This is a genomic window from Paenibacillus sp. NRS-1760 (genome assembly GCF_050467785.1).
GTDB lineage: Bacteria > Bacillota > Bacilli > Paenibacillales > Paenibacillaceae > Pristimantibacillus.
On record NZ_JBITPK010000008.1, the window covers coordinates 137,054 to 158,016 of the forward strand.

General features: G+C 43.5%; 15 protein-coding genes. 10 read left to right on the top strand and 5 right to left on the bottom strand.

Annotated features, from left to right (window positions below; translation table 11 throughout):
* Positions 1–76 precede the first annotated feature (76 nt).
* Positions 77–1,138: a phosphatidylglycerol lysyltransferase domain-containing protein gene (locus tag ACIFSR_RS07750; RefSeq protein WP_430056414.1), complete on the bottom strand. Its 1,062-nt coding sequence runs from the start codon at positions 1,136–1,138 to the stop codon at positions 77–79.
* A 150-nt stretch (positions 1,139–1,288) separates the two neighbouring features.
* Between ACIFSR_RS07750 and ACIFSR_RS07755 the strand changes: the two genes are divergently transcribed.
* Positions 1,289–1,822, top strand: a complete 534-nt coding sequence (locus ACIFSR_RS07755; RefSeq protein ID WP_430056416.1) for a cysteine hydrolase family protein — start codon at positions 1,289–1,291, stop codon at positions 1,820–1,822.
* A gap of 68 nt (positions 1,823–1,890) precedes the next feature.
* Here the strand turns inward: ACIFSR_RS07755 and ACIFSR_RS07760 are convergent, their stop codons facing one another.
* From ACIFSR_RS07760 to ACIFSR_RS07770, 3 genes are read right to left on the bottom strand one after another with little or no spacing between them, the layout of a single operon-like run.
* Positions 1,891–2,133, bottom strand: coding sequence for a hypothetical protein (locus ACIFSR_RS07760; RefSeq protein WP_339205703.1), 243 nt, complete (start codon positions 2,131–2,133; stop codon positions 1,891–1,893).
* Entirely contained in the window at positions 2,130–2,681 is a 552-nt protein-coding gene (locus ACIFSR_RS07765; RefSeq protein ID WP_430056418.1) for an RNA polymerase sigma factor, read from the bottom strand. The genes ACIFSR_RS07760 and ACIFSR_RS07765 overlap by 4 nt, the downstream gene beginning before the upstream one ends.
* 10 nt (positions 2,682–2,691) lie before the next feature.
* A complete protein-coding gene (locus ACIFSR_RS07770) occupies positions 2,692–3,399 on the bottom strand; it encodes a hypothetical protein (protein WP_430056420.1) in 708 nt (235 codons plus the stop codon).
* A 165-nt stretch (positions 3,400–3,564) separates the two neighbouring features.
* Here ACIFSR_RS07770 and ACIFSR_RS07775 point away from each other — a divergent pair, with 165 nt between their 5' ends.
* The 9 genes from ACIFSR_RS07775 (at position 3,565) to ACIFSR_RS07815 (ending at position 18,639) form a co-directional block, all read left to right on the top strand.
* Positions 3,565–4,221: a response regulator transcription factor gene (locus tag ACIFSR_RS07775; RefSeq protein ID WP_339205700.1), complete on the top strand. Its 657-nt coding sequence runs from the start codon at positions 3,565–3,567 to the stop codon at positions 4,219–4,221.
* A 4-nt stretch (positions 4,222–4,225) separates the two neighbouring features.
* A complete protein-coding gene (locus ACIFSR_RS07780) occupies positions 4,226–5,665 on the top strand; it encodes a sensor histidine kinase (RefSeq protein WP_430056424.1) in 1,440 nt (479 codons plus the stop codon).
* Positions 5,662–6,429: a hypothetical protein gene (locus tag ACIFSR_RS07785; protein WP_430056427.1), complete on the top strand. Its 768-nt coding sequence runs from the start codon at positions 5,662–5,664 to the stop codon at positions 6,427–6,429. The genes ACIFSR_RS07780 and ACIFSR_RS07785 overlap by 4 nt, the downstream gene beginning before the upstream one ends.
* Positions 6,430–6,614: 185 nt before the next feature.
* A complete protein-coding gene (locus tag ACIFSR_RS07790) occupies positions 6,615–8,015 on the top strand; it encodes an ABC transporter substrate-binding protein (RefSeq protein ID WP_430056430.1) in 1,401 nt (466 codons plus the stop codon).
* A gap of 7 nt (positions 8,016–8,022) precedes the next feature.
* The gene (locus ACIFSR_RS07795) at positions 8,023–8,904 is read left to right on the top strand and encodes a carbohydrate ABC transporter permease (protein WP_430056433.1); all 882 of its coding nucleotides are present in this window, start codon (positions 8,023–8,025) and stop codon (positions 8,902–8,904) included.
* 52 nt (positions 8,905–8,956) lie between these two features.
* Positions 8,957–9,790 (top strand): carbohydrate ABC transporter permease, encoded by an 834-nt coding sequence (locus ACIFSR_RS07800; protein WP_430057059.1) that lies wholly within the window; start codon positions 8,957–8,959, stop codon positions 9,788–9,790.
* Between the two features lie 21 nt (positions 9,791–9,811).
* The gene (locus tag ACIFSR_RS07805; protein ID WP_430056436.1) at positions 9,812–10,951 is read left to right on the top strand and encodes an efflux RND transporter periplasmic adaptor subunit; all 1,140 of its coding nucleotides are present in this window, start codon (positions 9,812–9,814) and stop codon (positions 10,949–10,951) included.
* A gap of 340 nt (positions 10,952–11,291) precedes the next feature.
* A complete protein-coding gene (locus tag ACIFSR_RS07810) occupies positions 11,292–13,850 on the top strand; it encodes a LuxR C-terminal-related transcriptional regulator (protein WP_430056438.1) in 2,559 nt (852 codons plus the stop codon).
* Positions 13,851–14,151: 301 nt separating this feature from the next.
* A complete protein-coding gene (locus ACIFSR_RS07815) occupies positions 14,152–18,639 on the top strand; it encodes a cadherin-like beta sandwich domain-containing protein (RefSeq protein ID WP_430056440.1) in 4,488 nt (1,495 codons plus the stop codon).
* 360 nt (positions 18,640–18,999) lie between these two features.
* Here the strand turns inward: ACIFSR_RS07815 and ACIFSR_RS07820 are convergent, their stop codons facing one another.
* Positions 19,000–20,646: a glycoside hydrolase family 19 protein gene (locus tag ACIFSR_RS07820; protein ID WP_430056442.1), complete on the bottom strand. Its 1,647-nt coding sequence runs from the start codon at positions 20,644–20,646 to the stop codon at positions 19,000–19,002.
* Positions 20,647–20,963: the final 317 nt, after the last annotated feature.

Consider the following 20,963-nt stretch of genomic DNA (forward strand, 5'->3'; position numbering starts at 1 on the left):
CACCCGCAAGGGTGCCCTTTATTATTGCCTGCATATGAATTCGGTATAGTAATGCTGTGACTTCATTGCTCTACTGCTAAGCCCTTTTCTTTGAAGACAGCACTTTATGTATGAAATGCTTAGGCGGAATTTGGCTGGGTGATTGTTTATTGGAATCGTTAGAATGGATGATTAATGCTAGTAGTGCAACGTTTATGGAAGTAGCTGCAGCCTGCGAAACGAGGTAGACATTTTCCCAGTTTGGAGCGAATTTATTTTTATATTCATAAAGCCCCTTAAAGTTATACAGCTTGTTCCCATACTTATAGAGAAGCTTGATGATGTGCGAATCAGTAACGTTAGCAAGCGGAGCCATGCCTAAGCTGCAAACATCATAGGCTTGTTCTTTGGCCCAAAGGAATAGGGAAACAAATAGAACATCCATTGTGCCATGCGGGCATGCTTTTGTATAACGCATGAGATCAACCGTTAATCGCCGACAAACAGATTCTTCTTCCATTGTTTTAATAAATGGCTGATGATCCCCAGCAATGGTGACAAACGCTTCATAATTTCCATCAGGCCCAACGAGCACCGCGACTGGAAAACGCATGACATACTCCTTTGCGAAAGAGCCTACAGAAAAGCTTTTTTCTTTCCGATTACCCAGCCATTCATCTGAAATGCCTTGGAGACGATGGAGGAATGAGTCTGAATATGGCGGGTGCAGAACCTCGAAGGTAAATCCGGAGCGTCCAAATTTATTCATGCGATTCCGCAGCTTAAGCCATTGCTTTCCATTCAGCTGAAAGGTAGACAAGTCGACCTGGGCTTCTTCGCCGATTTTGGAGCAGCGCAGCCCAAGCTTCTCATACAGCGATAGAAATGAGGATTTTGCTTGATAGAATACGGGTATTTGCTTATTCTCATTGCAGTCTGCTACAAACTGCTCAATAACGCGCCTAGTAAACCGGGGGTTTCCAACAGGGTCGCCAAGTACAATTCTTCTATTTAAGGCTGTGCGGTACACGATCAAAGCCTCGTAATCGGAATCCCAGAACCATTCTTTATCACCAAGATAATATAAATGCGTGTGTGAATTATTTCCGTAGCTTTCAAGCAAATTTTTCAGACGTTCTTCAGAATTGACATCAATCATGGTGAAGCCTCCAAGTAAGCAGTCTCTGGGAGCCAGCTGAAATAATATTTGTTTTCAAATTAAACAGGGATTATAGTTAAAAATTATACCAGTAATACCTATGTTTTAGGTTTTTTTCTTGCGAATATAACGAATGTGGAGGGATTTTTCATGAAAAAAGCATTGGTCGTTATCGATGTACAGGAAGCCTTTTTTTCGTTGCCGGAAAATTATCTTCACAAAAAAGAAGAGTTGGTAGCGCGGATCAATGAGTGGATTACTGCCGCTCGGGAGGGTAATGTCCCAATCATTTTTATCCAGCATACGGATTATGACAACGCAGATGATGAATTTTTTGTAGATTCACCGGATTGGAAGCTGCATCATGGACTCGATATAAGGGCTGAAGATACAGTGATTCGCAAAACAAGCTGGGATTCGTTTTACGATACTGATCTGGCTTCTACTTTGGAGGAAATGTCGATTGAGCAGCTTATATTTGCTGGAGCACAAACGGAGTTTTGTTTGGACACCACCATTCGGGCAGCCTACAGCCGTGGTTACAAGAACAATATTTTAGCGAATAACAGCCATAGTACATTAGATAATGCCGTCCTGACTGCACAAAAAATTATCGAGCATCATGAGAACGTTTGGAATAGAAGATTTGTTACTATTCTTGATGTAAATGAAGTGACATTTTAGGAGTTTAGGCTTGCAGGACAGCAAGAAAGGGACCGCCGAAGGCGGTCCCTTTCCATTTGTTAAAACGATTATCCAGAGCGTTTATATAAATAGGGTGAAACGATAAAGGATTTATGATGAAATGGCAACTGATTAAATAACGAATGCCACCATTCGCAGCCTAGATCGTCCGAAACCGTAAAAAGTTGTGTGTTGATTTCATCTGTTTGCTGTGAAGAAAGCTGGACATGATGAGCCCAGGTATCCAGCAATTCATCCAGCATTAGCTCGACATCCGAAGGCAGCTTCAAATCTGACTCGTAATCGCTCATCCATTACCCTTCCTTCCTACAGCCTTTTCTTTGGGCAGCATACCAAGCGCTTCGGCAAGCTGACGGCGTGCCAGCAATATTTTATAGCGAACTGTGCCTGAAGGCAGCCCAAGTGCAGCGCCGATTTCACCGCTTTTCATACCGCCAACAGCCTTCATGAGCAGTATAGAACGAAGCTCCTCGGGCAGCTCTCGGATGGCTGACTCAAGCTCGTGAAACTGCTCACGCCCAGCTAACAATTGTGATAGGTCACCATTTGGACTTGGAAAGCTATACAGCTGAATTTTTGATACAGCTTGTTTATAGCTCTGCGATTTCCGATAATAATCCTTTACCCGATTGGCAGCAATCGAAAATATCCAATACAATTGTTGATCCTCGGGTATACTTTCGACGACATCTTTGCGGTTCCAGATTTTCATGAATACGTCCTGCAGCAGGTCGGAGGCCGTTTCTTTACTTTCTGTTCGTCCGAGCAGATAAGAATAGATTTGCCTTGAATGTGTACGATACAATTGCTGAAACAAAGCCTCTGCATTTATCGGCATAGCTTGTTTCTCATTCATCATCTCTTGTTTTGATCGTTCCTGTTTTTGAAATAGCAAGGTACTGGAGTAGAGGCACAATAGCCTTTGAAGCTGTTATATCGCCAATGACTACAATCTCGGAAACTTTACTTTTAATTAATTCGAGTTGCACATCATTATCCATTTCGAAATTTCCAATCAGCACCATACACATTTTTTCCTCGACGAATTCAAAGAAGCTGTTGGAGAACGTGTCATCTCCTAGAAATAACCGCACATTGGAGGATGTATTGGAATAATAAATGATTTGACCGAGAATGCGCGATATGGCGCTTCCTAATACGACTTCGCTCCCCTTAGGCAGGATCAGCTGTCCAGCTAAAATCACATCTTGAAACCCGATCTTCTCCACCGGCGAAGTGATGACCGCTTGCCCCGCAATGACGACGATATCCTCGGGAGCGCCATTGCTGTTGGCAAAAAACTCGCCTCCCAATGAAACTTGCCCGGACAAGATTTTCACTTTGCCTGCCGTAGAAGGGACTAAACAAACGCATCCAATATTTTGCTGGGGTATGCGATTTAAAGCACTAGATAGCGATTCTGGGGCAATGATAATACCAATGTTGCTAATGGAGGTCACATTAGCTAGATCTTCAGCTTTCACTCCAGTCAAATCGAGAAGACCCATATTCTCCAAAGCTCTTTCTTGAACATTAGCTTGCTGTACGTTTTCCATACGCTTCACGCTCCCATCATTTTCTAATTACACTAAATATAACGTATGACATTTAAAAGTGTTGGGAGAAAACAAAATAAGTTAATTCATTGCATCTTTAACGTTGCTTCGTTATCGTAACATTAAGAGCGATACATTAATGATGCGTGTTAGGAGATTCGGGAAATGAAAAAAAAGATCTTGATTGTTGAAGATGATATTCATATATCCAAAATTATTAAAATGAATCTCAACCTTGTAAATTACGATACAGCGGAGGTTTATGACGGCTTGGCGGCGCTGGAGCTGCTCCAGCGGGAAAAGGTTGATCTTATATTGCTGGATGTGATGATCCCTCATTTGGATGGATTTGCGCTGATGGAACGAATTAAGCCGTATCAGATACCGGTTATTTTTTTGACGGCCAAAAACTCTGTCTACGATAAAGTGAATGGATTAAAACTGGGAGCCGATGATTACATGGTTAAGCCTTTCGAGGCTATCGAGCTGCTTGCCCGCATAGAGACGGTATTGCGAAGATACGGCAAAGAAGAAAGTGTATTACAATTTCAATCTATTGCAGTCAATATGGATAAACGAGAAGTAACCAGTCAAGGGGAAGTTGTCGAGCTGACGCCGAAGGAATATGAATTGCTTGTAGTTTTGCTGAAAAATAAGAACATTGCCCTCTCGAGAGAGCAGTTCATTAGTAAGGTATGGGGCGGTGACTATTATGGCGAGACGAGAACGGTCGATATGCATATCAAATCGCTGCGCAAGAAGCTAGAGCTGCAGGATCACATCAAGACGATTTATAAACTCGGTTATCGGCTGGAGGATTAAGAGGATGAAATTTTGGCAAAAAATTTATGTCTTCTCCATTCTGGTCTTCATCATTATTTTTAACGCTGCCTCCATTATGGTAATCGAGCGGAGCCATAATCGAATGCTTAAGCAGGAAATCAACAACGCTTTAAGCCAGAATATGAGCATTCATTCCAGCGTCGATGCGATTGTACCCATCCTTCGAATCTATGACTCCATTGATTACGAAAAAACGGTATTAACGAGAATTGCTAATGAATTTGTTGGTAAAAATAACGATCAGCTCGTTTATTTGGAGATTAGGGACGAGCAAAATCGGTCAGTCTTTAACAATACCGATTTTCAAATCCCAAAGCAGCGTGAGGAACTGGACAAGCTGGCCGTAGACGAAATTAGTTATATTTTGCGGGATATCGATCAGCGAACGATACTGTTCACATCAAATATTGCGAATATAAACCATAAAAGCTATGTGTTCACCTATATGATCGACGTTACTTCTGTGTACCAGGACCGCGTAGATCAATATCAGTTTTTTGCAAAAGTAGATGTGGCTGCTTGCTTTCTCTATATGTTGATTATGTTCTTTGTAAGCCGAGGGCTGACGAGGTCAATTGATCGCCTTAGCCAGACCGCGCAGGTTATTGCACAAGGCGATTTCTCGGAGCGCGTCCGGATAAAATCAAAGGACGAAATTGGCATGCTGGCTCAAAATTTTAACGATATGGCTGCTGTTGTTGAGGACAAAATTACGATTCTCGAGCGGAATAATGAAGAGAAACAGCGGTTCATTAACAATTTCACACATGAATTGAAGACGCCTTTGACTTCCATTATTGCCTACGCCAATTTTATGAGGACAACCAAATATAACGAGGAAATGTTCATGGATAGTTTGAATGTCATTTATTCGGAAGGAAAGCGCCTAGAGTCGTTGTCATTGAAGCTCATGAACTTGATTTTGCTGCAGGAGGACGATTTCCAGATGGAGCTGCACGATTTAGGGGCGATTTTTGCTGAATTAAAGCCGACGCTTAGTGTAATGGCGAGCGAGAAGCATGTGGGAATGATCGTGGAATGCGAACCGTGCGAGCTGCTGGTGGAGAAGGATTTGATAAAGGTGTTGATCTCCAATCTTGTAGATAATGCGCTGAAAGCTTCAGCCCCGCAGCAAACCATTATCCTGCGCGCTCTGTGGCGCGGAGATCAATATATTTTGCAGGTACAGGACGAGGGCATTGGGATTGCCAAAGAACATCAGGATAAAATATTTGAACCTTTTTATATGGCGGACAAGTCTAGAACAAGAAGCAGCAACGGAGCAGGTCTAGGGCTTGCGATATGTCAAAGTATTGCAGGCGTACATCATGCTGCAATCCATATTGCAAGCAATGAAAACCAGGGCACAACCGTAGAAGTTGTGTTCACTCCGGGTCATCCGAAAGGCGGGATTAAGGAATGAACAAGCTCATTCTGGTTATGGTGCTCGCAGCGCTTGCAATCATTTCGACGGGGTGTGGCAACGTATTGGATAGGACCCCCAAAAACACGGTAATGGTTAAAAAAATAACGAAAGAAACGGGCAGCAACGATGTGGAATACGAGGGTGTTCTGTCCCAAGAGGCGGTGAAGACACTTAGTTTGAATGCAGTCAACAAGTATTTGGAAAAGAGTCTATCGATCGATGAGCTGCAATTCGAGCTGATGGCTATTGACCAGCATAAATTTAGAGAGCTGCTAAATGAAGCGGAGTATGGAGTTGACCCCAGACCGGAAAGGGCGCAGGTAATTGAACAGGGCGCTGAGGCCAAGCTGGATTATCAAACCGAACTGGATGACATTTCTGGCGGCTTGTATTATATAACGCTCACTAGATTGTCTGATCCTAATGAAGTGTATGACATCGTGCTGAACGCCAAAGACGGTGATGTGATTAAACTTTCCGAGGTAGGCGTCGTGCGGGCCCCTTCCTCCAGCAGTCAAAGTGAACAAGAGAAAATCATTGCTCTCGCAAATGCGTTTATCGATAAAAAAGGAAGCTACCCCTTATCTGAATTGTCGCTGAATGAGGACATTACCCGCTGGGACAGCGTTGTGGAATTGTATTATACGAGCAAGGATGATAAGAAGTTGAAATATTGTGTCACGGTGAATGTGAGGCAAAATAAGGTTGTCGGGTTTAGCAAGGACGTTATGGCATTGTTAAGCTACTATTCCAGACTGTAAATAGAATGAGACGAAGAGAGCCAATTGCATGTGCAATTGGCTTTTTTGTATTTTTATATTTTACAACTTCAATACAACTCTATCTCACTTATCATATATCCAGTCACTATACTGATGAAGTAATGCCTCGGAACGATAGAACTGCAAGCAGTAGACAATGATAGCAATTGAAAGGAAGAGAACCTATGAAAAAGGCATTGTTCATTTTGTTGACGATAATGATGATGGTTGTATCTGCATGCAGCTCTGCTACAGGCGGAAATTCAGGAGGTACGCAGACAAATAGCGGGGGGACGACCGGTACGAATCCGCCTAAGGAAGAAACGGTTGAACCGAAAAACAGCAATGAGAAAAAAACGATTGTGTTCTCGACTTTTTTTCAGAACGATTTCTTTGTAGAAGCCAAAAAGAAATATGAAGCCAAGCATCCCAATATCACCATTGATCTCAAATACATCGATACAGCGGACGCAGATTTAGAAGTCAATTTGGAGAAGTTTATCAAAACGACAGGTACAGCTTTATTATCCGGTAAAGGGCCTGACCTGATTGAGATGGACCAGCTGCCATCAGGGGATTATATAAAAAAACAGCTGCTGGTCAATATGAGTGAGCTGATCGATAAGGACCCAACTTTTAAGAAGGAACAATATTTCGGCAATATTTTGGACGGAATGAAAGTGAATGGAGGATTATACGGGATGCCGCTTGGCTTCTTTATTTATGGTCTTTTCGGCAATCATACGTTGATCGAGAAAAGTGGCGTTAAAATTGACGACAGCCATTGGAACTGGACTCAGTTTATAGAAACGGCTAGAGAACTCGTCAAGCATACAGATGAAAATCAAACGGTATTAGGCACAAGTCAGCCAGAGTATATGATTACGCAGCTGGTTAATGATCAATATGGGACGTTTGTGGATAAGGAGAGCGGGAAGGCTAATTTTGACTCAGCTGCCTTTACTGATTTGCTGAAAGAAGTAAAATCCGTGTTCGATGACAAAATTATGAGTGGAGATAAAGGCTTTCCTATATTTAGAGACACCCAAATTAACTCGCCTGACGATTATATTCGTGAGATAAAACAAAGCGAGTTTTTGACAGGAGGTCTATCCCACAAGACAAAACTATACTTAAAGCCGATCGCAAGCGGTCAGCAGGCAGGCGGCTCCTTCAGAACGTATCAAACGCTGGGCATAAACGCAAAGTCTTCTGTAAAAGAGGAGGCATGGGATTTCTTGAAATTTATGCACTCTGATGAGATGCAGCATCGAGCAGGCAGTGCCGGATTCCCACTCAGTAAAGCTTCATACAGCAGGGTTGTCCAGGATGTATTAAAAAAAGGGACGGTTAAGTCTGATCAACCGATCGGGCCGATGAAAGGCAAAGTGTTTGAAATTACCCAAAAGGAAATTGATGATCTAGATAAATTCCTTACTGGGGCCAAATATTCGGTTCAGTTCAACAATACCCATATCGATGACATTGTAAGGGAAGAGTCCTTAGCTTATTTCGCCGGACAGAAAACACCTGAAGCCGTGGCAAAGCTAATTCAAAATAGAGTGACGACTGTTTTAAATGAATAGGAAAAGCATGAAAAGTGTTCTGATCAGGCTGCTGCGCAAGGATGGTGCTGCAGCAGCCTGTTTTTTGGCACCGAGCCTGATTGGTTTTTCCTTATTTTATCTTGTCCCGTTTGCCATGGGATTTGTGTATTCCTTTCAGGATAGTACCGTTAACGGCTCATTTGTTGGTTTGGACAATTACAAGGATTTGCAGGCCAGCGCATCCTTTCGGAAAGCGGCAGCCAATACATTTCTGTTTACTGGCGTTAGTGTACCGCTCATTATCGCTTTGTCTTTGTTGTTTGCGCATTTGCTGAATCAAAAGCTGTTTATTCGAAATTGGCTGCAGACCGCCTTTGTACTGCCGCTTGTCGTGCCTGTCGCCTCTATTGTGATGATATGGCAAATCATGTTCGACTGGAATGGGACATTGAATGCTTGGATGCAGAGCTTGCATCTGGATCGAATAGATTGGATGAAGTCGGAGTGGTCAATCGGTGTGCTCGCCATCGTATACACATGGAAAAACATCGGGTATAACATCATATTATTTTTGGCGGGGCTCCAAAGTATTCCTAAAGACTATTATGAGACGGCGGATATTGAGGGTGCGGGCATTTTTCATAAATGGATTCATATTACGCTCGTTTATTTGACTCCGACCCTGTTTTTTGTCGTCCTTATCTCTATTATTAATTCGTTTAAAGTGTTTCGTGAAACGTATCTGATCGCAGGCAACTATCCTCATGACCGCATCTATATGCTGCAGCATTACATGAATAATATGTTTTTATCCCTTGATGTACAGAAACTGACAGCCGCTGCAGTTCTAATGGTAGGCTGTATTCTTGCTTTTGTAATGGTCATGCTTTCCATCGAACGGCGTTTTCGGAATTCCATGGATGGGTGAAAGGGTGGTGAAGGGATTGCCATTATTAAAGAAGCTTGTGTTGTCAGTTATCATGGGGGGTCTTGCTGCGGCAATGCTATTCCCTATTGTTGTTACATTTTCCAACTCATTCATGACAGAGGCCGAAATTAATTATAACTACAATCTCATTGGCAAGATGGTTAATATTGCGGCAGGGGAAAAGGACGGATACATCAATTTAAAGCTAATCCCCGATTGGGTATCATTTGGTCAATATGCGGAGGTATTGGTTCATAAACCGATGTTTCTCCATATGTTTTGGAATTCCGTGTTTTTGGTCGTACCCATTATTGTACTGCAAGTGATAATCGCGTCTCTAGCCGCTTATGCATTTGCCAAGCTGCGGTTTTGGGGGAGGGATAAGCTGTTTGTTGTATATTTGATGACTATGCTTATGCCGTTTCAAGTGACGTTAGTGCCCAATTATATTATTGCGGATAAGCTGGGGCTAATGAATACAACTTCCGCTATTATACTGCCGGGGATTTTCAGCGCTTTTGGCGTGTTTATGCTTAGGCAGTTCATGATGCATATTCCATATACGTATGTTGAAGCAGCCAAAATTGATGGGGCAGGGCATGCAACTATTTTTTATCAAATTATTGTACCGCTCGTCAAGCCGGGAATCGCCGCTTTAATTGTTTTGTTATTTGTTGATAATTGGAACATGGTTGAGCAGCCGCTTATATTTCTTGAGGACACATTCAAGCAGCCGTTGTCACTCTATTTATCGCGTATTAGCGAGGGTGCAAGGGGCATTGCTTTTGCTGCCTCCGTTTTGTATATGACTCCGATGGTGCTGTTATTTTTATATGCAGAGTCTTACTTTGTTGAGGGTGTTCAGTTATCGGGAATTAAAGGTTAGCCCATTCACGGAGGGATTTTAATGGAATTACAACTAGCTGGCCAAACAGTGCCTGGACGCAAAAGAAAAATTCGCCTTTTGTTTGGCTTGTTTATGGGGCTGTTAATCGGATTTACGCTGTTTAGCAATACGCTAATGTCCTTAACCTTACCCAAGGTCGCGATAGTAACGCCAAACCGTGGTGAACTTAACCATACCTTTCAAGGCAGCGGGATCGTGAAATGGCGGGTACAAACGGCTTTGTCAGGTGAGCCCGGGATGAGGGTAAACAAAGTGAATGTTAAGGAAGGGGAGCCCGTTAAGAAAGGGCTGGTGCTGATTGTTTATGATCAGAAGGCTGCAAAAAATCAAATACTAGACGAGCAGGCCGCTCTTAGCAAGCTGCAGCTTCTCAATACAGGGCTGCAGCAAAGCTATGTCGAAGCCTCGCAAAGCGGGGATGAGAAGAGCGTCGAAAGCGCCAAACATGCGCTGAAGGTAAACGAAATTGATACGGATATGCAGCAGCGGAGAATTCAGAAGCTGCTGGAGAATTTGGCAGAAACGAGCACATTGGTTGCCCCTTTTGACGGGATTGTAACCAAGGTTGGCGCAGTCGAGGGTGTGGCTTCATCCGAAGGAGGGCCTGCTGTCACGATTGCCAACACAAGCCTTGGCTTTGAATTTGAATTTCTAGTTCCTGAGGCTGCAGCGGCCCCGCTGGAAAAAGGAGCGAAGCTCGATGTCCAATTGAGCGGCACTCAGGCTAGACAAATCGAGGGCAGCCTAGTGGAAATTCAAGATACTGACGCTCTTAGCCCAGCAGGGGAAGGCGGGAGCACAGCCTCGCATACGGCAATGAAGAAATTGCTTGTTGCGATAAAGGATAATCAATTGCAGGGAGGAGAGCGTGCCGAGGTTATGCTGACTCAGAAGACAAATGATGCCATTCTTGTATCGAATAAAGCGATTCACGATGAGGGAGACAAAAAATATGTATTTGCCATGGAGGAGAGGAGTGGACCATTAGGCAACGCCTTTTATGTGCGCAAAGTGTACATTACAGTCGTTGATTCAAATGATACACAATCTGCTGTTACAGATGGGCTGTTCGAGCAGCAGTCCATTGTATTCGAGAGCGGAGATCCGCTTCAGGATGGTGACCAGGTTCGCGTTCACTAGAACGGTGTCCTATAAATGTTATATGGTTTGTCCGCTGTCCACAGTTATTATTTGACCTGTCATGTGGAATACGGATTAGAGCTGGCTTTGGTGCCTGAGATTGTCTAAGAAGGAGCTTTACTCCATGTAAAAGGGGTATGGTTCTTTTTTTAGGTTCAATTTCATCCTTCCATATTTTAATACCGAGTTAACTGATATACTATTCCTATTAGATAAGACTCCTAAAATGGTAATTAAATGTAAATTTATTATGTGGTTTTTCTATTATAAACAGCAGGTTCGCTGCGAACCTTAAAAATTATGTTCTACCAATCGCAACAGGTATACGGAGGAACTTTCATTGATTGTAAGTACAAAACTTCACATCCCCCATGTGCGTAACTCTTTAGTACCAAGGCCACGGCTAATACATATGCTTAATGCGGGAATGGAAGCCAAGTTGACGCTTATTTCTGCGCAGGCTGGATACGGGAAAACGACAGCTTTAAGTGAATGGGTGCGGCAATGCGATGCAGCTGTTGCCTGGATTTCACTCGACAAGCAGGATAATGATTGGATTCAGTTTTGGAAATATGTCATAGCTTCTATTCAGGAAAAAATTACCGGATTTGGCTCCACAGTAGGGGTGCTGCTCGAAAAAGGTTCATCGACTTCGACGGAGCTTGCCATTATAGCGCTGCTTAATGAGCTCAGCCAATTAACCAGCGAGCTTGTCATCATTCTTGACGACTATCACGTTATTGAACTTTCCTCTATAAACCATTCCATGGCCTATTTGCTCGAACATCTGCCTTCTCAGATTCATCTCTATATCGCAAGCCGTACCGAGTTGACGATACCTACCGCCAGACTGCTGGCAAAAGGTGATTTACACCGAATCGTCATCGACGATTTGCGTTTTAAGCTGGAGGAAGGCGTTCTTTTTTTTCGGGATACGACTGATTTATCATTGTCTAAAGAACAAGTGACGGAGCTGTTCCATCAGACAGAAGGGTGGATCAGCGGCTTGCAGCTTGCAGCAATCTCTCTGAAGCGAAGTGATAACATAGCTGCGACCATTCAACAATTTAAGGGTCAGCAGCATCATATATCCGATTATTTATTGGAAGAAGTATTTCAGCATCAATCGGCATCCATACGCACTTTTTTATTGGAAACCTCTATTTTAAGTCGGATGAATCATTCATTGTGCGAGGCTGTAACGGGCCACCCGAATAGTCAGGAGCAATTGGAGAGATTAGTGCAGCTGAATTTGTTTGTTATCCCGTTGGATGATCAGAGAAATTGGTATAGGTACCATCATCTGCTTTCAGATTTTTTGCAACAAATATTGTTTCGAACAGACTCGGAAAAGTGGATGCAAGTACATAATCAAGCAGCTGCTTGGCTGGAGCATCGTGGCTTTGACGAAGAAGCAGTAGACCATTACTTAGAGGGAAAGCAGATAGAGGAAGCTGTCCGTTTAATAGAGAAAAATTTGCATAAGTTAGTGCATTCGAAAACGGTTTTGTTAGTTAAGTGGGTATCGCTTTTACCGGAAAACGCTTTTGCAGAGAAACCAATGATTGATTTATTGTATATTTCGGTCTTACTAGGAATCGGAGAATGGCAAGCCGCCTTCATAAGAATTGGGGAAGTAGAAACTCGCCTACAAGCGCTGCAGGGAAAGATGAGCGAAGTGGAATGGCGCCAGGTCATGGGCAATATCTACTTTTTTTATTCTATTTCCTCGTATCTTCAAAAGGACTTGGAGCGACTGTCGACATACCTCGAGTTGGTAGAGAAATATGTGCCGGAAGGCAGCTTTTTTCAAACGATGGGGCGTAACAGACATCAAGCTTATGATATATTTGATGATCATTTGGCGCATATCAATGATCTTCAAGCCGTAGACACATTCCTCTTGGAATGGATTAACGTTTGGGAGAATAAAAAAGAATATCCCTTTATCGGTTTTTTATACGCTTCCTATAGCAAATTGCTATACGAGTGGAATCGATTGGACGAGGCAGAGCTATATGTAAATAAGGCTATTGAGCGTAGGGACATCGTGCCATATGCCCGGATTATGATTCCGAATTATATAAGTGCTTCGAGAATTCAGCAAGCCAAAGGAATTCCAATCCGTGCATCAGAGCTGCTCATTCAGTTGACACGACAAATTGACTCACCTGATTTCGAATTATTTATGTTGGGCATAGAAGCGGAACAAGCTTGTTTATCACTGCAGCAAGGTTCGCCCCAAGCTGCTTTTGATTGGATGCAAAGATGTGGTCTGGCACATACGGATGAGGTTCCATTGTCTCGAATGGCAGAGTATCTATCTTTGGCCAGAGTGCTTGCAGCGTGTGAGCGGATAGAAGAAGCGCTTTTCTTATTGGAACAGATGTATCGTATAGTAGAGAAGAAGGATCGTCTCCGCGATCAAATTAAAGTTTTAATTATGCAAAGCGTGATGCATCAACGTTTGGGTCATACTGAGGCTGCCAGGAAACAGTTGGAGAAGGCATTACACTTAGGGCAACCAGAGGGGTATGTACGCAGCTTTATCGATGAAGGACCTATAGTAGCTGAACTGCTGACTGCTTATATGAAGGGAAAGCGAGAAAAAGTTTTATCCGCTCCTCCCATGGTTTCACTGGAGTATGTTAGACAGTTGCTTCAAGCATTTACTGTCATACAAGTAGAGGACAAATCGCACAAAGTCCTGCTAACCGAACAAGAGACAAAGGTTTTATTGTGGATTGCGGGCGGATTGTCAAACAAGGAAATCGCTAGTCGCCTGAACATAACGGCTGAAACTGTAAAGTTTCATATAAAAAATGTGTACAGAAAGTTTGGAGTAAACAATCGGGTGCAGGCGTTGCAGCATGCCAAACAATTAATGCTAATCGTATAATAGGTCCCCTTTTTCTTACGCATACCTCCCCATTCGGGGAGTTTTTTTTTTGAAAATATAGTCTTATAGTTAGAGGGACCATTAGGAGATTCGACATAAAAAGATAATCTACAACAATAAATTAGTATAAAAGGGGGATAAAAGCTATAAGTCTAAAATGAATAAAGCTGAAATCGGGGAAATAATTAGTAGTTCGTAATACTTAGGAACTAGATTTAAATGTTTGTACTGCGGCCTTATCTTTATAGTTGTGAAATACCTAGAATCACTAAAGTCTATCCATAGGAGAGTTAAAAAAGCGATGTTTAAAAAAAGAATATCAGGCTCGACGCGAGTATTGTTAAAAGGTTATATGGTTCGTTTACTATTGGGCTTAATGGTTTTTTCATTGTTTTCGTCGTCTCTTGCGTTGCCTGCATTTGCAGATGCGCCAAACGTTGGCCCAGACGGCAGTGCGGGTTGGACATATTGTGCGGATGAGCGTACTACATGCGGCTTTGAAGGAACAAAAGAAGTACGATACTGGGGTAATGATGGTAGTTATAGCTTTAATACAAAAATTGCGACTAACAGTATAGCTTGTTCAAATGACGTATTCGGTGATCCTGCTGCAGGAACCCCCAAAAAGTGTTATTACCGTAACCTTCAGCTTGATTCTGGTGAAATGACCAAAGTGGTTAGTAATTACAATAAGACATTAACGGTTACGTTTAACGTATATGCGAAACAAGCTGGCACTTTAGAGGATTTGAAAAGCAAGATTACCATTAAAAAAACAAGTGACGGCGACTTTACAGCTCTTGATGCAGACGATACCGTTACGAACGCAACAACTAGCACGCTTCAAATCAATTTTAAAGACAATCTAGTTGGTGCGGCAAACGCCATAAAGATTGATGCAGGGGCTTTTTTGGATAGCGATAACACGCCTTACGGTTTGCCGTTAGAAATTACGGCTATCATGTTCACCCCGCCCACAGTTATAGCGGACACGACGGATAACAATAATGCGAATGATATTGAGCTTACGTTCGCTGACGATTCGGAGTGGCGCCAAGCGATCACGGCGGTGAAGGATGGATCTGCCACTCTCGCTATGGGAACGGAATATACGGTCAATAACGGGAAAATCACGATAAAAGCCGGCGTCCTGGCAAAAGGCAATCATAATATCAACATATCCGCGTCTGGCTTTCCAGACGTAGGGGTAAGCCAGCTTGTTAGAAAGCTGTATCCAGGAGCAGGAGCGGGTACAATAAGTGATCCATATCTCATAGAAACCTCTGATCATCTTAATGAGGTTAGAAATAATATGGATAGCGGCACTTATTACAAGCTCGTAGCAAACATTAATTTAAACGGTTTCGCAAACTGGGAGCCGATAGGAAATGATATTGAGCCGTTTAAAGGATATATAGACGGCAGCGGATATCCAATTTCAAATTTAAAAATCGATACTAATTACGCTGGAAACAAAGGATTATTTGGTTCTGTGAATGCAGAGGGCACCCTTACAAATATGGTATTGGAAGATGTTAATATAATTGGTCAAAGCAGCAACGTAGGAGGGCTGGCTGGTACTAATTATGGAAAAATTAGCAACAGCAGCGTTACAGGAACGGTACAAGGTTCTACCGCTGTAGGAGGCTTGGTTGGCTATAGTGAAAATGGAACCATACAAAACAGCATGGCGGCGGTAAATGTAAGCGGGGTCTTTTATATTGGCGGATTGGTTGGTTTTCGTCAATACGGGTCCATTAGCAACAGCTACGCGACAGGTAGTGTGAGCGGAGCAAGTTATGTTGGCGGCTTGATTGGTGTCGCTCAATTTGGCTCAGTAAGCAATAGCTACGCAACAGGATCTGTGTCGGGGAGTTCTTTAGTAGGTGGCTTGAATGGTAATGTAGCTTATGATTCAACCAATAACAGCTACTACGACAGTCAAACCACTCACCAAGGAGATACAGGAGGAGGTATTGGGAAATCAACCGCTGAAATGCAAACGAAATCCCATTTTAACAGCTGGAATTTCAATACGGAGTGGTATATTCTCCCGGAAAAATATCCTCAATTATGGGCGTTTGTAGCCTTGGCTCAAGGAACGGACGGCGGTTCAACCAAATTAATCCGCGTTGCAGAGGGGATGGAATATTCATTTGACGGCAGCACTTATATTCCAATTACCGGCATGGAAGCGGATAACCTTATTGCAGATGCGGGAGATAAAGTCTTTATTCGTACAGCAGCAGATATATTGAGCACAAAAACATTGACGGTTTCTCTAGCGAATATTAAGTCGGGTAGTGCACCTACAACGTCGGCATTGACCGCTGGGACAAGTGCGGGAACAACAAAGCTAACTGGCGTGACGAGTGCAATGGAATATAAAGTGGGCTCTGGATCGTACTCGGCAATAACGGGTATAAGCATGGACAATATTGTTGTCAATGCAGGAGAAAAGATTTCCGTTCGATTAGCGGCTGTGATGACACAACCTGCATCACTTGACCAAACGTTAACGGTAACACGCGAGAACATCAAGTCTGCGGTGGCACCGACAACGGGCACTTTGGAACCAGGAACGATTGGTGAGACAACCAAGTTAAACGGTATTACCTCAGCGATGGAGTATAAAGTCAACAATAATTTGTATGAGAGAATTTCTGAAACAAGCATCGATAATATTGCTGTTAAGGAAAATGATACGATCTCCGTTCGTATAGCGGCAACAGCTCTGCAACCGGAGTCTGAGCCGCAAATACTGACCGTGCAGTCAAATGTAAGAAATCCGAAGAGTGCTGATGCATCGCTTAGCGAGCTTACGTTAGGCGGAGTGACGCTTATTCCAGCGTTTGATAGTGAAACAATGGAATATACATCAAATGTAGCTAACAACGTGACGAGCACGTCAGTTACGGCAATCAAGGGAACTGCAACAGCTACGATTATAGCAGCTGATTTAGGTGTGAAACAGTTATCGGTAGGAGAGAATGTGATTACAGTGCATGTAACAGCGGAAGACGGCATTACGAAAAATGAATATACCGTCACCGTAACGCGAGCATTAAGCTCAGACGCAACGTTAAGCACGTTGACGTTAAGCGGCATCACACTCAGCGAGGCGTTTGCCAGCGATACATTAACGTACACGGCAAATGCGGCTAATCACGTGACGAGTACGACAGTTGCAGCAAGCAAGAGCAATGCAGCAGCAATAATTACAGCATCCGATCTAGGTTTGAAACAGTTATCGGTAGGAGAGAATGTGATCACCGTTCATGTAACAGCAGAAGGCGGCAGCACACAATACTATACGGTCATCGTAACGCGAGCTACAAGCCCAGATGCAACGCTAAGTGCATTGACGTTAAGCGGCGTGACACTCAGTCCGTCATTTGCTAGCGGTACATTAACGTACACGGCAAATGTGGCTAATCACGTGACGAGCACGACAGTTGCGGCAAGCAAGAGCGATGCAACAGCAACAATTACAGCATCCGATCTAGGTTTGAAGCAGTTATCGGTAGGAGAGAATGTGATCACCGTACATGTAACAGCGGAAGATGGCAGTACAAACAGTTATACGGTCAACGTAACGCGTGCTAAAAATTCAGATGCAACGCTAAGTGCATTGACGTTAAGCGGCGTGACACTCAGTCCGGCATTTGCCAGCGGTACATTAACGTACACCGCAAATGTAGCTAACGACGTGACGAGCACGACAGTTGCGGCAAGCAAGAGTACTGCAACAGCTGCGATTACAGCAGCCGATCTAGGGTTGAAACAGCTGACGGTAGGTGAAAACACCATCACTGTGCAAGTCACAGCAGAGGACCGCAGTACAAAAAAATACACCGTTATCGTAACGCGTGCGCAAAGCTCAGATGCAACTCTCAGCGAACTGACATTAAACGGCGTGACACTCAGTCCGAAGTTTGTAAATGGTACATTCGCTTATACCGGGAATGTAGCCTATAACGTGACGAGTACAACAATTACAGCTACTAAGAGTGCTGCAACAGCTACGATTAATGAAACAGATTTAGGTTTCAAACAGCTTTCAGTAGGAGAGAACACATTCATCGTTCACGTAACAGCCGAAGACGGTGTTACAAAGAAGCAATACAATATCATTGTTACACGTGCAAAAGAGGTTGTATCTGGTGGAGGTGGTTTGCCGGTACCTACACCATCGCCAACACCAACTCCGGTACCTACGCCAAAACCGACACCATCACCAACACCAACGATTAGCTTAGTTGATATCTCCAGACACTGGGCTGAAGATAACATCAAGCAGGCGATTAGTAATGGAATCGTGACAGGTTATCCGGACGGTACATTTAGGCCTAACCATACCGTGACACGTGGAGAATTTGCAGTCATGCTGATGAATTTGTTGAAGCCGCAAGAAGCGGGAGCGGAACTGTCATTCACAGATACAACAAAGATTCCAGCTTGGGCGCAGAAGGCAATCGCACAAGCGGTACAGGAAGGTATTATTAATGTCTATGAGGACGGTACTTTCCGTCCAAATGCAGAGATTACACGCGCAGAGATGGCAGTTATACTAGCTAAAGCTTTGGGTCAGTCTACGGAAGCGAGTGCTGCTACAAGCTTCGCGGATGATAATGATATTCCTGCGTGGGCGAGAGCTAGCGTTGCTTACGTAAAACAAGCGGGCATAGTAAAGGGGAAGGGTAATAATGAATTCGCCCCTCAAGACCATGCCACAAGAGCTGAAGCTGTAACCGTTTTGCTGAATATACTGGCAAGTCGGAATAAGTGAATAAGTGCATCCTAGAGTCTGAAACTTGGAATTTTTATTAAAGGATGGAGTTATATGCCTCACTACTATTTTAATGAAATTTGGACACCTTTTAAAATCATAGGTATTCGTCTATATCGCGATGATGATAGGGACGTATGGATCAAGTTCTGGAACGCGAAAAGGCGCAGAGTCATTCGAGCAGGATAGATACCTGCATTAAACTTAAAACAGCAGCCCTTATCAATAGGGGCTGCTGTTTCAGTCTTTTCAACTGCTTCGATTGGCTATTAAACTTGGCCGGGGAGCATGCTCTTCACTGAGAAAGAGCAGTCGTTATTTTGCTGTTGTTGACCGGAGTTATTGTTTGGTATTTATTTTTTAGAACGGGCTCATCCCAATTGTATTGATTTTCTCGCCAGTTATACTGATGCCCATTCTTGTCGTAATGTCACGGTAATGACCAACACGGCGACCGACTCGGTAGTCCGTCTCGTCTTTGTTTCCTTCAAAGTTGCCGTTAATAATCATAATGGTTACACCAAACCCAGCAGGTGTTAACCCTTTGGCAATGTCTGACGCAGATGGTGTCCAGTTGCCGACCATTACATCATGTGCAGAAGGTTTCGGCGGTTGTGGAGTCATCCAAAATAAGATAGCTGTCATAAAGCCTAGCTTGCCGTCGTTTACGATTAATTCAGGTTGTTGGAGCAATGTGTTCTGAGTGCCATAAATAATTCCGCTAATAAGTCCGTAATTGTAGTTCCAGCTAAGCTGAATCGGTCCACGTCCGTGATACGACTTGCCTGGAACTGGAGGGAATTCGGCATGGCTTTGAATGTACCCTGTGTTTGTGGAATTAATATAAGAGACTTCTTCATTCCAAAACAGTCCCCAGCTCAGCTCGCCGCCAGGTGCTGTCGCCCAGCCTCCGCCTGTTTCATGCGCAATATTGGCGAGGAAAGCTGCCAGCTCGCGCTTGCGGTTTACAGCGGAACCTTCTTTAATAAATGTGCCAAAATCAACCGTTTTAGAGATGACCGGTACGGTCAAATTCCATGAAGCGTTGAAATCTGCATTTTGAGAAATGAGTGTTTCTGTTTTCGTTGTTTTGTTCAAGCGGAATACACGGTTGTTCCATGTAGCACCTTGGCGGTATTCAAGCTTGTACTTAATGTTTGCAACGTCTGTTACTGCAGCGATTAGGTTGTCATAAGAATAATAGTCGACTTGACCAGGTTTATAATACGTTTTGCTAGCAGCGAAAGTGTGCCATGCAGGTGTACCAATACGCATCGGGAACAGTGCTTCATATTCTGTTTTTGGCAGTGCGGCTTGTACGGCTGCCGCTGCGTTTGCTGGTGAATATTGAGGATCAATTCCGCCCCATTGTGCTGTAATTTGTTCTTCGGTTAGAACGCGGCTTTGTCCGACATTTAGTTCGGCAAGAGAGGTTTTTACGGTGATGGCCGTACTTGCTGTTGTGTTGCTGGAGCTGTCTTTTGAGGATACAGAGTAGATATACGAAGTGTCAGGCTGCAAGCCAGTATCGGTGTAAGTTAATGTGGAGGCGTTTGTGGAACCAACTTTTGTAGTGCCGCGGTAAATATCGTAACCAGTTACAGCAATGTTGTCTGTTGCAGCATTCCAAGTTAATGTGACTGAATTAGCGGTTTTTCCTGGCGAGGCAAGATTCGTTGGAGCTGTAGGCGGAGTTGGATCTTGGTTGCCCCCGCCCGTACCTGGCTCAAGCAGCAGCCATGGTGAGCTCGATGGAGCGCCAGCACCGGGTACATCGCCTTGTGTCCACCATTTGGCTCGATAGTTGTTGTTATTGTAGCTCACTTCATCGCCGGTTAAATACACTTGGGTAGACACCCACGGTGAGGCCGTTAATGCAGCTTGCTGCTGAGCAGCATTGGCGGACACAGTTTTTGACACCGCTTCCAATTGAGCCAATAATAACAAAGTGGATAATACAATGACGCTTATGCGGATGAGCTTTCTGCTTATCAGTTTGCGTTTCATAGACATCCTCCTAAACTATTTTGTTAATTTCAACAACAAGTATATAATCTTCCAAAAATTTAATATATAGACGGTAATAACTATATTATTTTGTTTGTTCGTGTCGATTGTTACAACATTCGAACTATTTTTAGGGATAAATTTATGAGATATTAATATTTTTATGTAAAATAATACAAAAATACCCCAGTGCAATTGTACTGGGGCTTTGATCGATTTATTCGGTGTCTGGTGCAGCGATAGAAAGGCCAAGCCAAGGTCCTAGGGTAGACCTTGTGCTATCTGCCGTATAGAAGCGGTCAAAAAGTAAGCTCAGG

What these genes read in the sequence shown, in the direction of transcription:
- ACIFSR_RS07820 (WP_430056442.1), bottom strand. Translation starts at nt 20,646, where the DNA reads ATGAAACGCAAACTGATAAGCAGAAAGCTCATCCGCATAAGCGTCATT.
- ACIFSR_RS07775 (WP_339205700.1), top strand. Translation starts at nt 3,565, where the DNA reads ATGAAAAAAAAGATCTTGATTGTTGAAGATGATATTCATATATCCAAA.
- ACIFSR_RS07795 (WP_430056433.1), top strand. Translation starts at nt 8,023, where the DNA reads ATGAAAAGTGTTCTGATCAGGCTGCTGCGCAAGGATGGTGCTGCAGCA.
- ACIFSR_RS07815 (WP_430056440.1), top strand. Translation starts at nt 14,152, where the DNA reads ATGTTTAAAAAAAGAATATCAGGCTCGACGCGAGTATTGTTAAAAGGT.
- ACIFSR_RS07805 (WP_430056436.1), top strand. Translation starts at nt 9,812, where the DNA reads ATGGAATTACAACTAGCTGGCCAAACAGTGCCTGGACGCAAAAGAAAA.
- ACIFSR_RS07800 (WP_430057059.1), top strand. Translation starts at nt 8,957, where the DNA reads ATGGGGGGTCTTGCTGCGGCAATGCTATTCCCTATTGTTGTTACATTT.
- ACIFSR_RS07765 (WP_430056418.1), bottom strand. Translation starts at nt 2,681, where the DNA reads ATGCCGATAAATGCAGAGGCTTTGTTTCAGCAATTGTATCGTACACAT.
- ACIFSR_RS07785 (WP_430056427.1), top strand. Translation starts at nt 5,662, where the DNA reads ATGAACAAGCTCATTCTGGTTATGGTGCTCGCAGCGCTTGCAATCATT.
- ACIFSR_RS07770 (WP_430056420.1), bottom strand. Translation starts at nt 3,399, where the DNA reads ATGGAAAACGTACAGCAAGCTAATGTTCAAGAAAGAGCTTTGGAGAAT.
- ACIFSR_RS07750 (WP_430056414.1), bottom strand. Translation starts at nt 1,138, where the DNA reads ATGATTGATGTCAATTCTGAAGAACGTCTGAAAAATTTGCTTGAAAGC.
- ACIFSR_RS07760 (WP_339205703.1), bottom strand. Translation starts at nt 2,133, where the DNA reads ATGAGCGATTACGAGTCAGATTTGAAGCTGCCTTCGGATGTCGAGCTA.
- ACIFSR_RS07790 (WP_430056430.1), top strand. Translation starts at nt 6,615, where the DNA reads ATGAAAAAGGCATTGTTCATTTTGTTGACGATAATGATGATGGTTGTA.
- ACIFSR_RS07780 (WP_430056424.1), top strand. Translation starts at nt 4,226, where the DNA reads ATGAAATTTTGGCAAAAAATTTATGTCTTCTCCATTCTGGTCTTCATC.
- ACIFSR_RS07755 (WP_430056416.1), top strand. Translation starts at nt 1,289, where the DNA reads ATGAAAAAAGCATTGGTCGTTATCGATGTACAGGAAGCCTTTTTTTCG.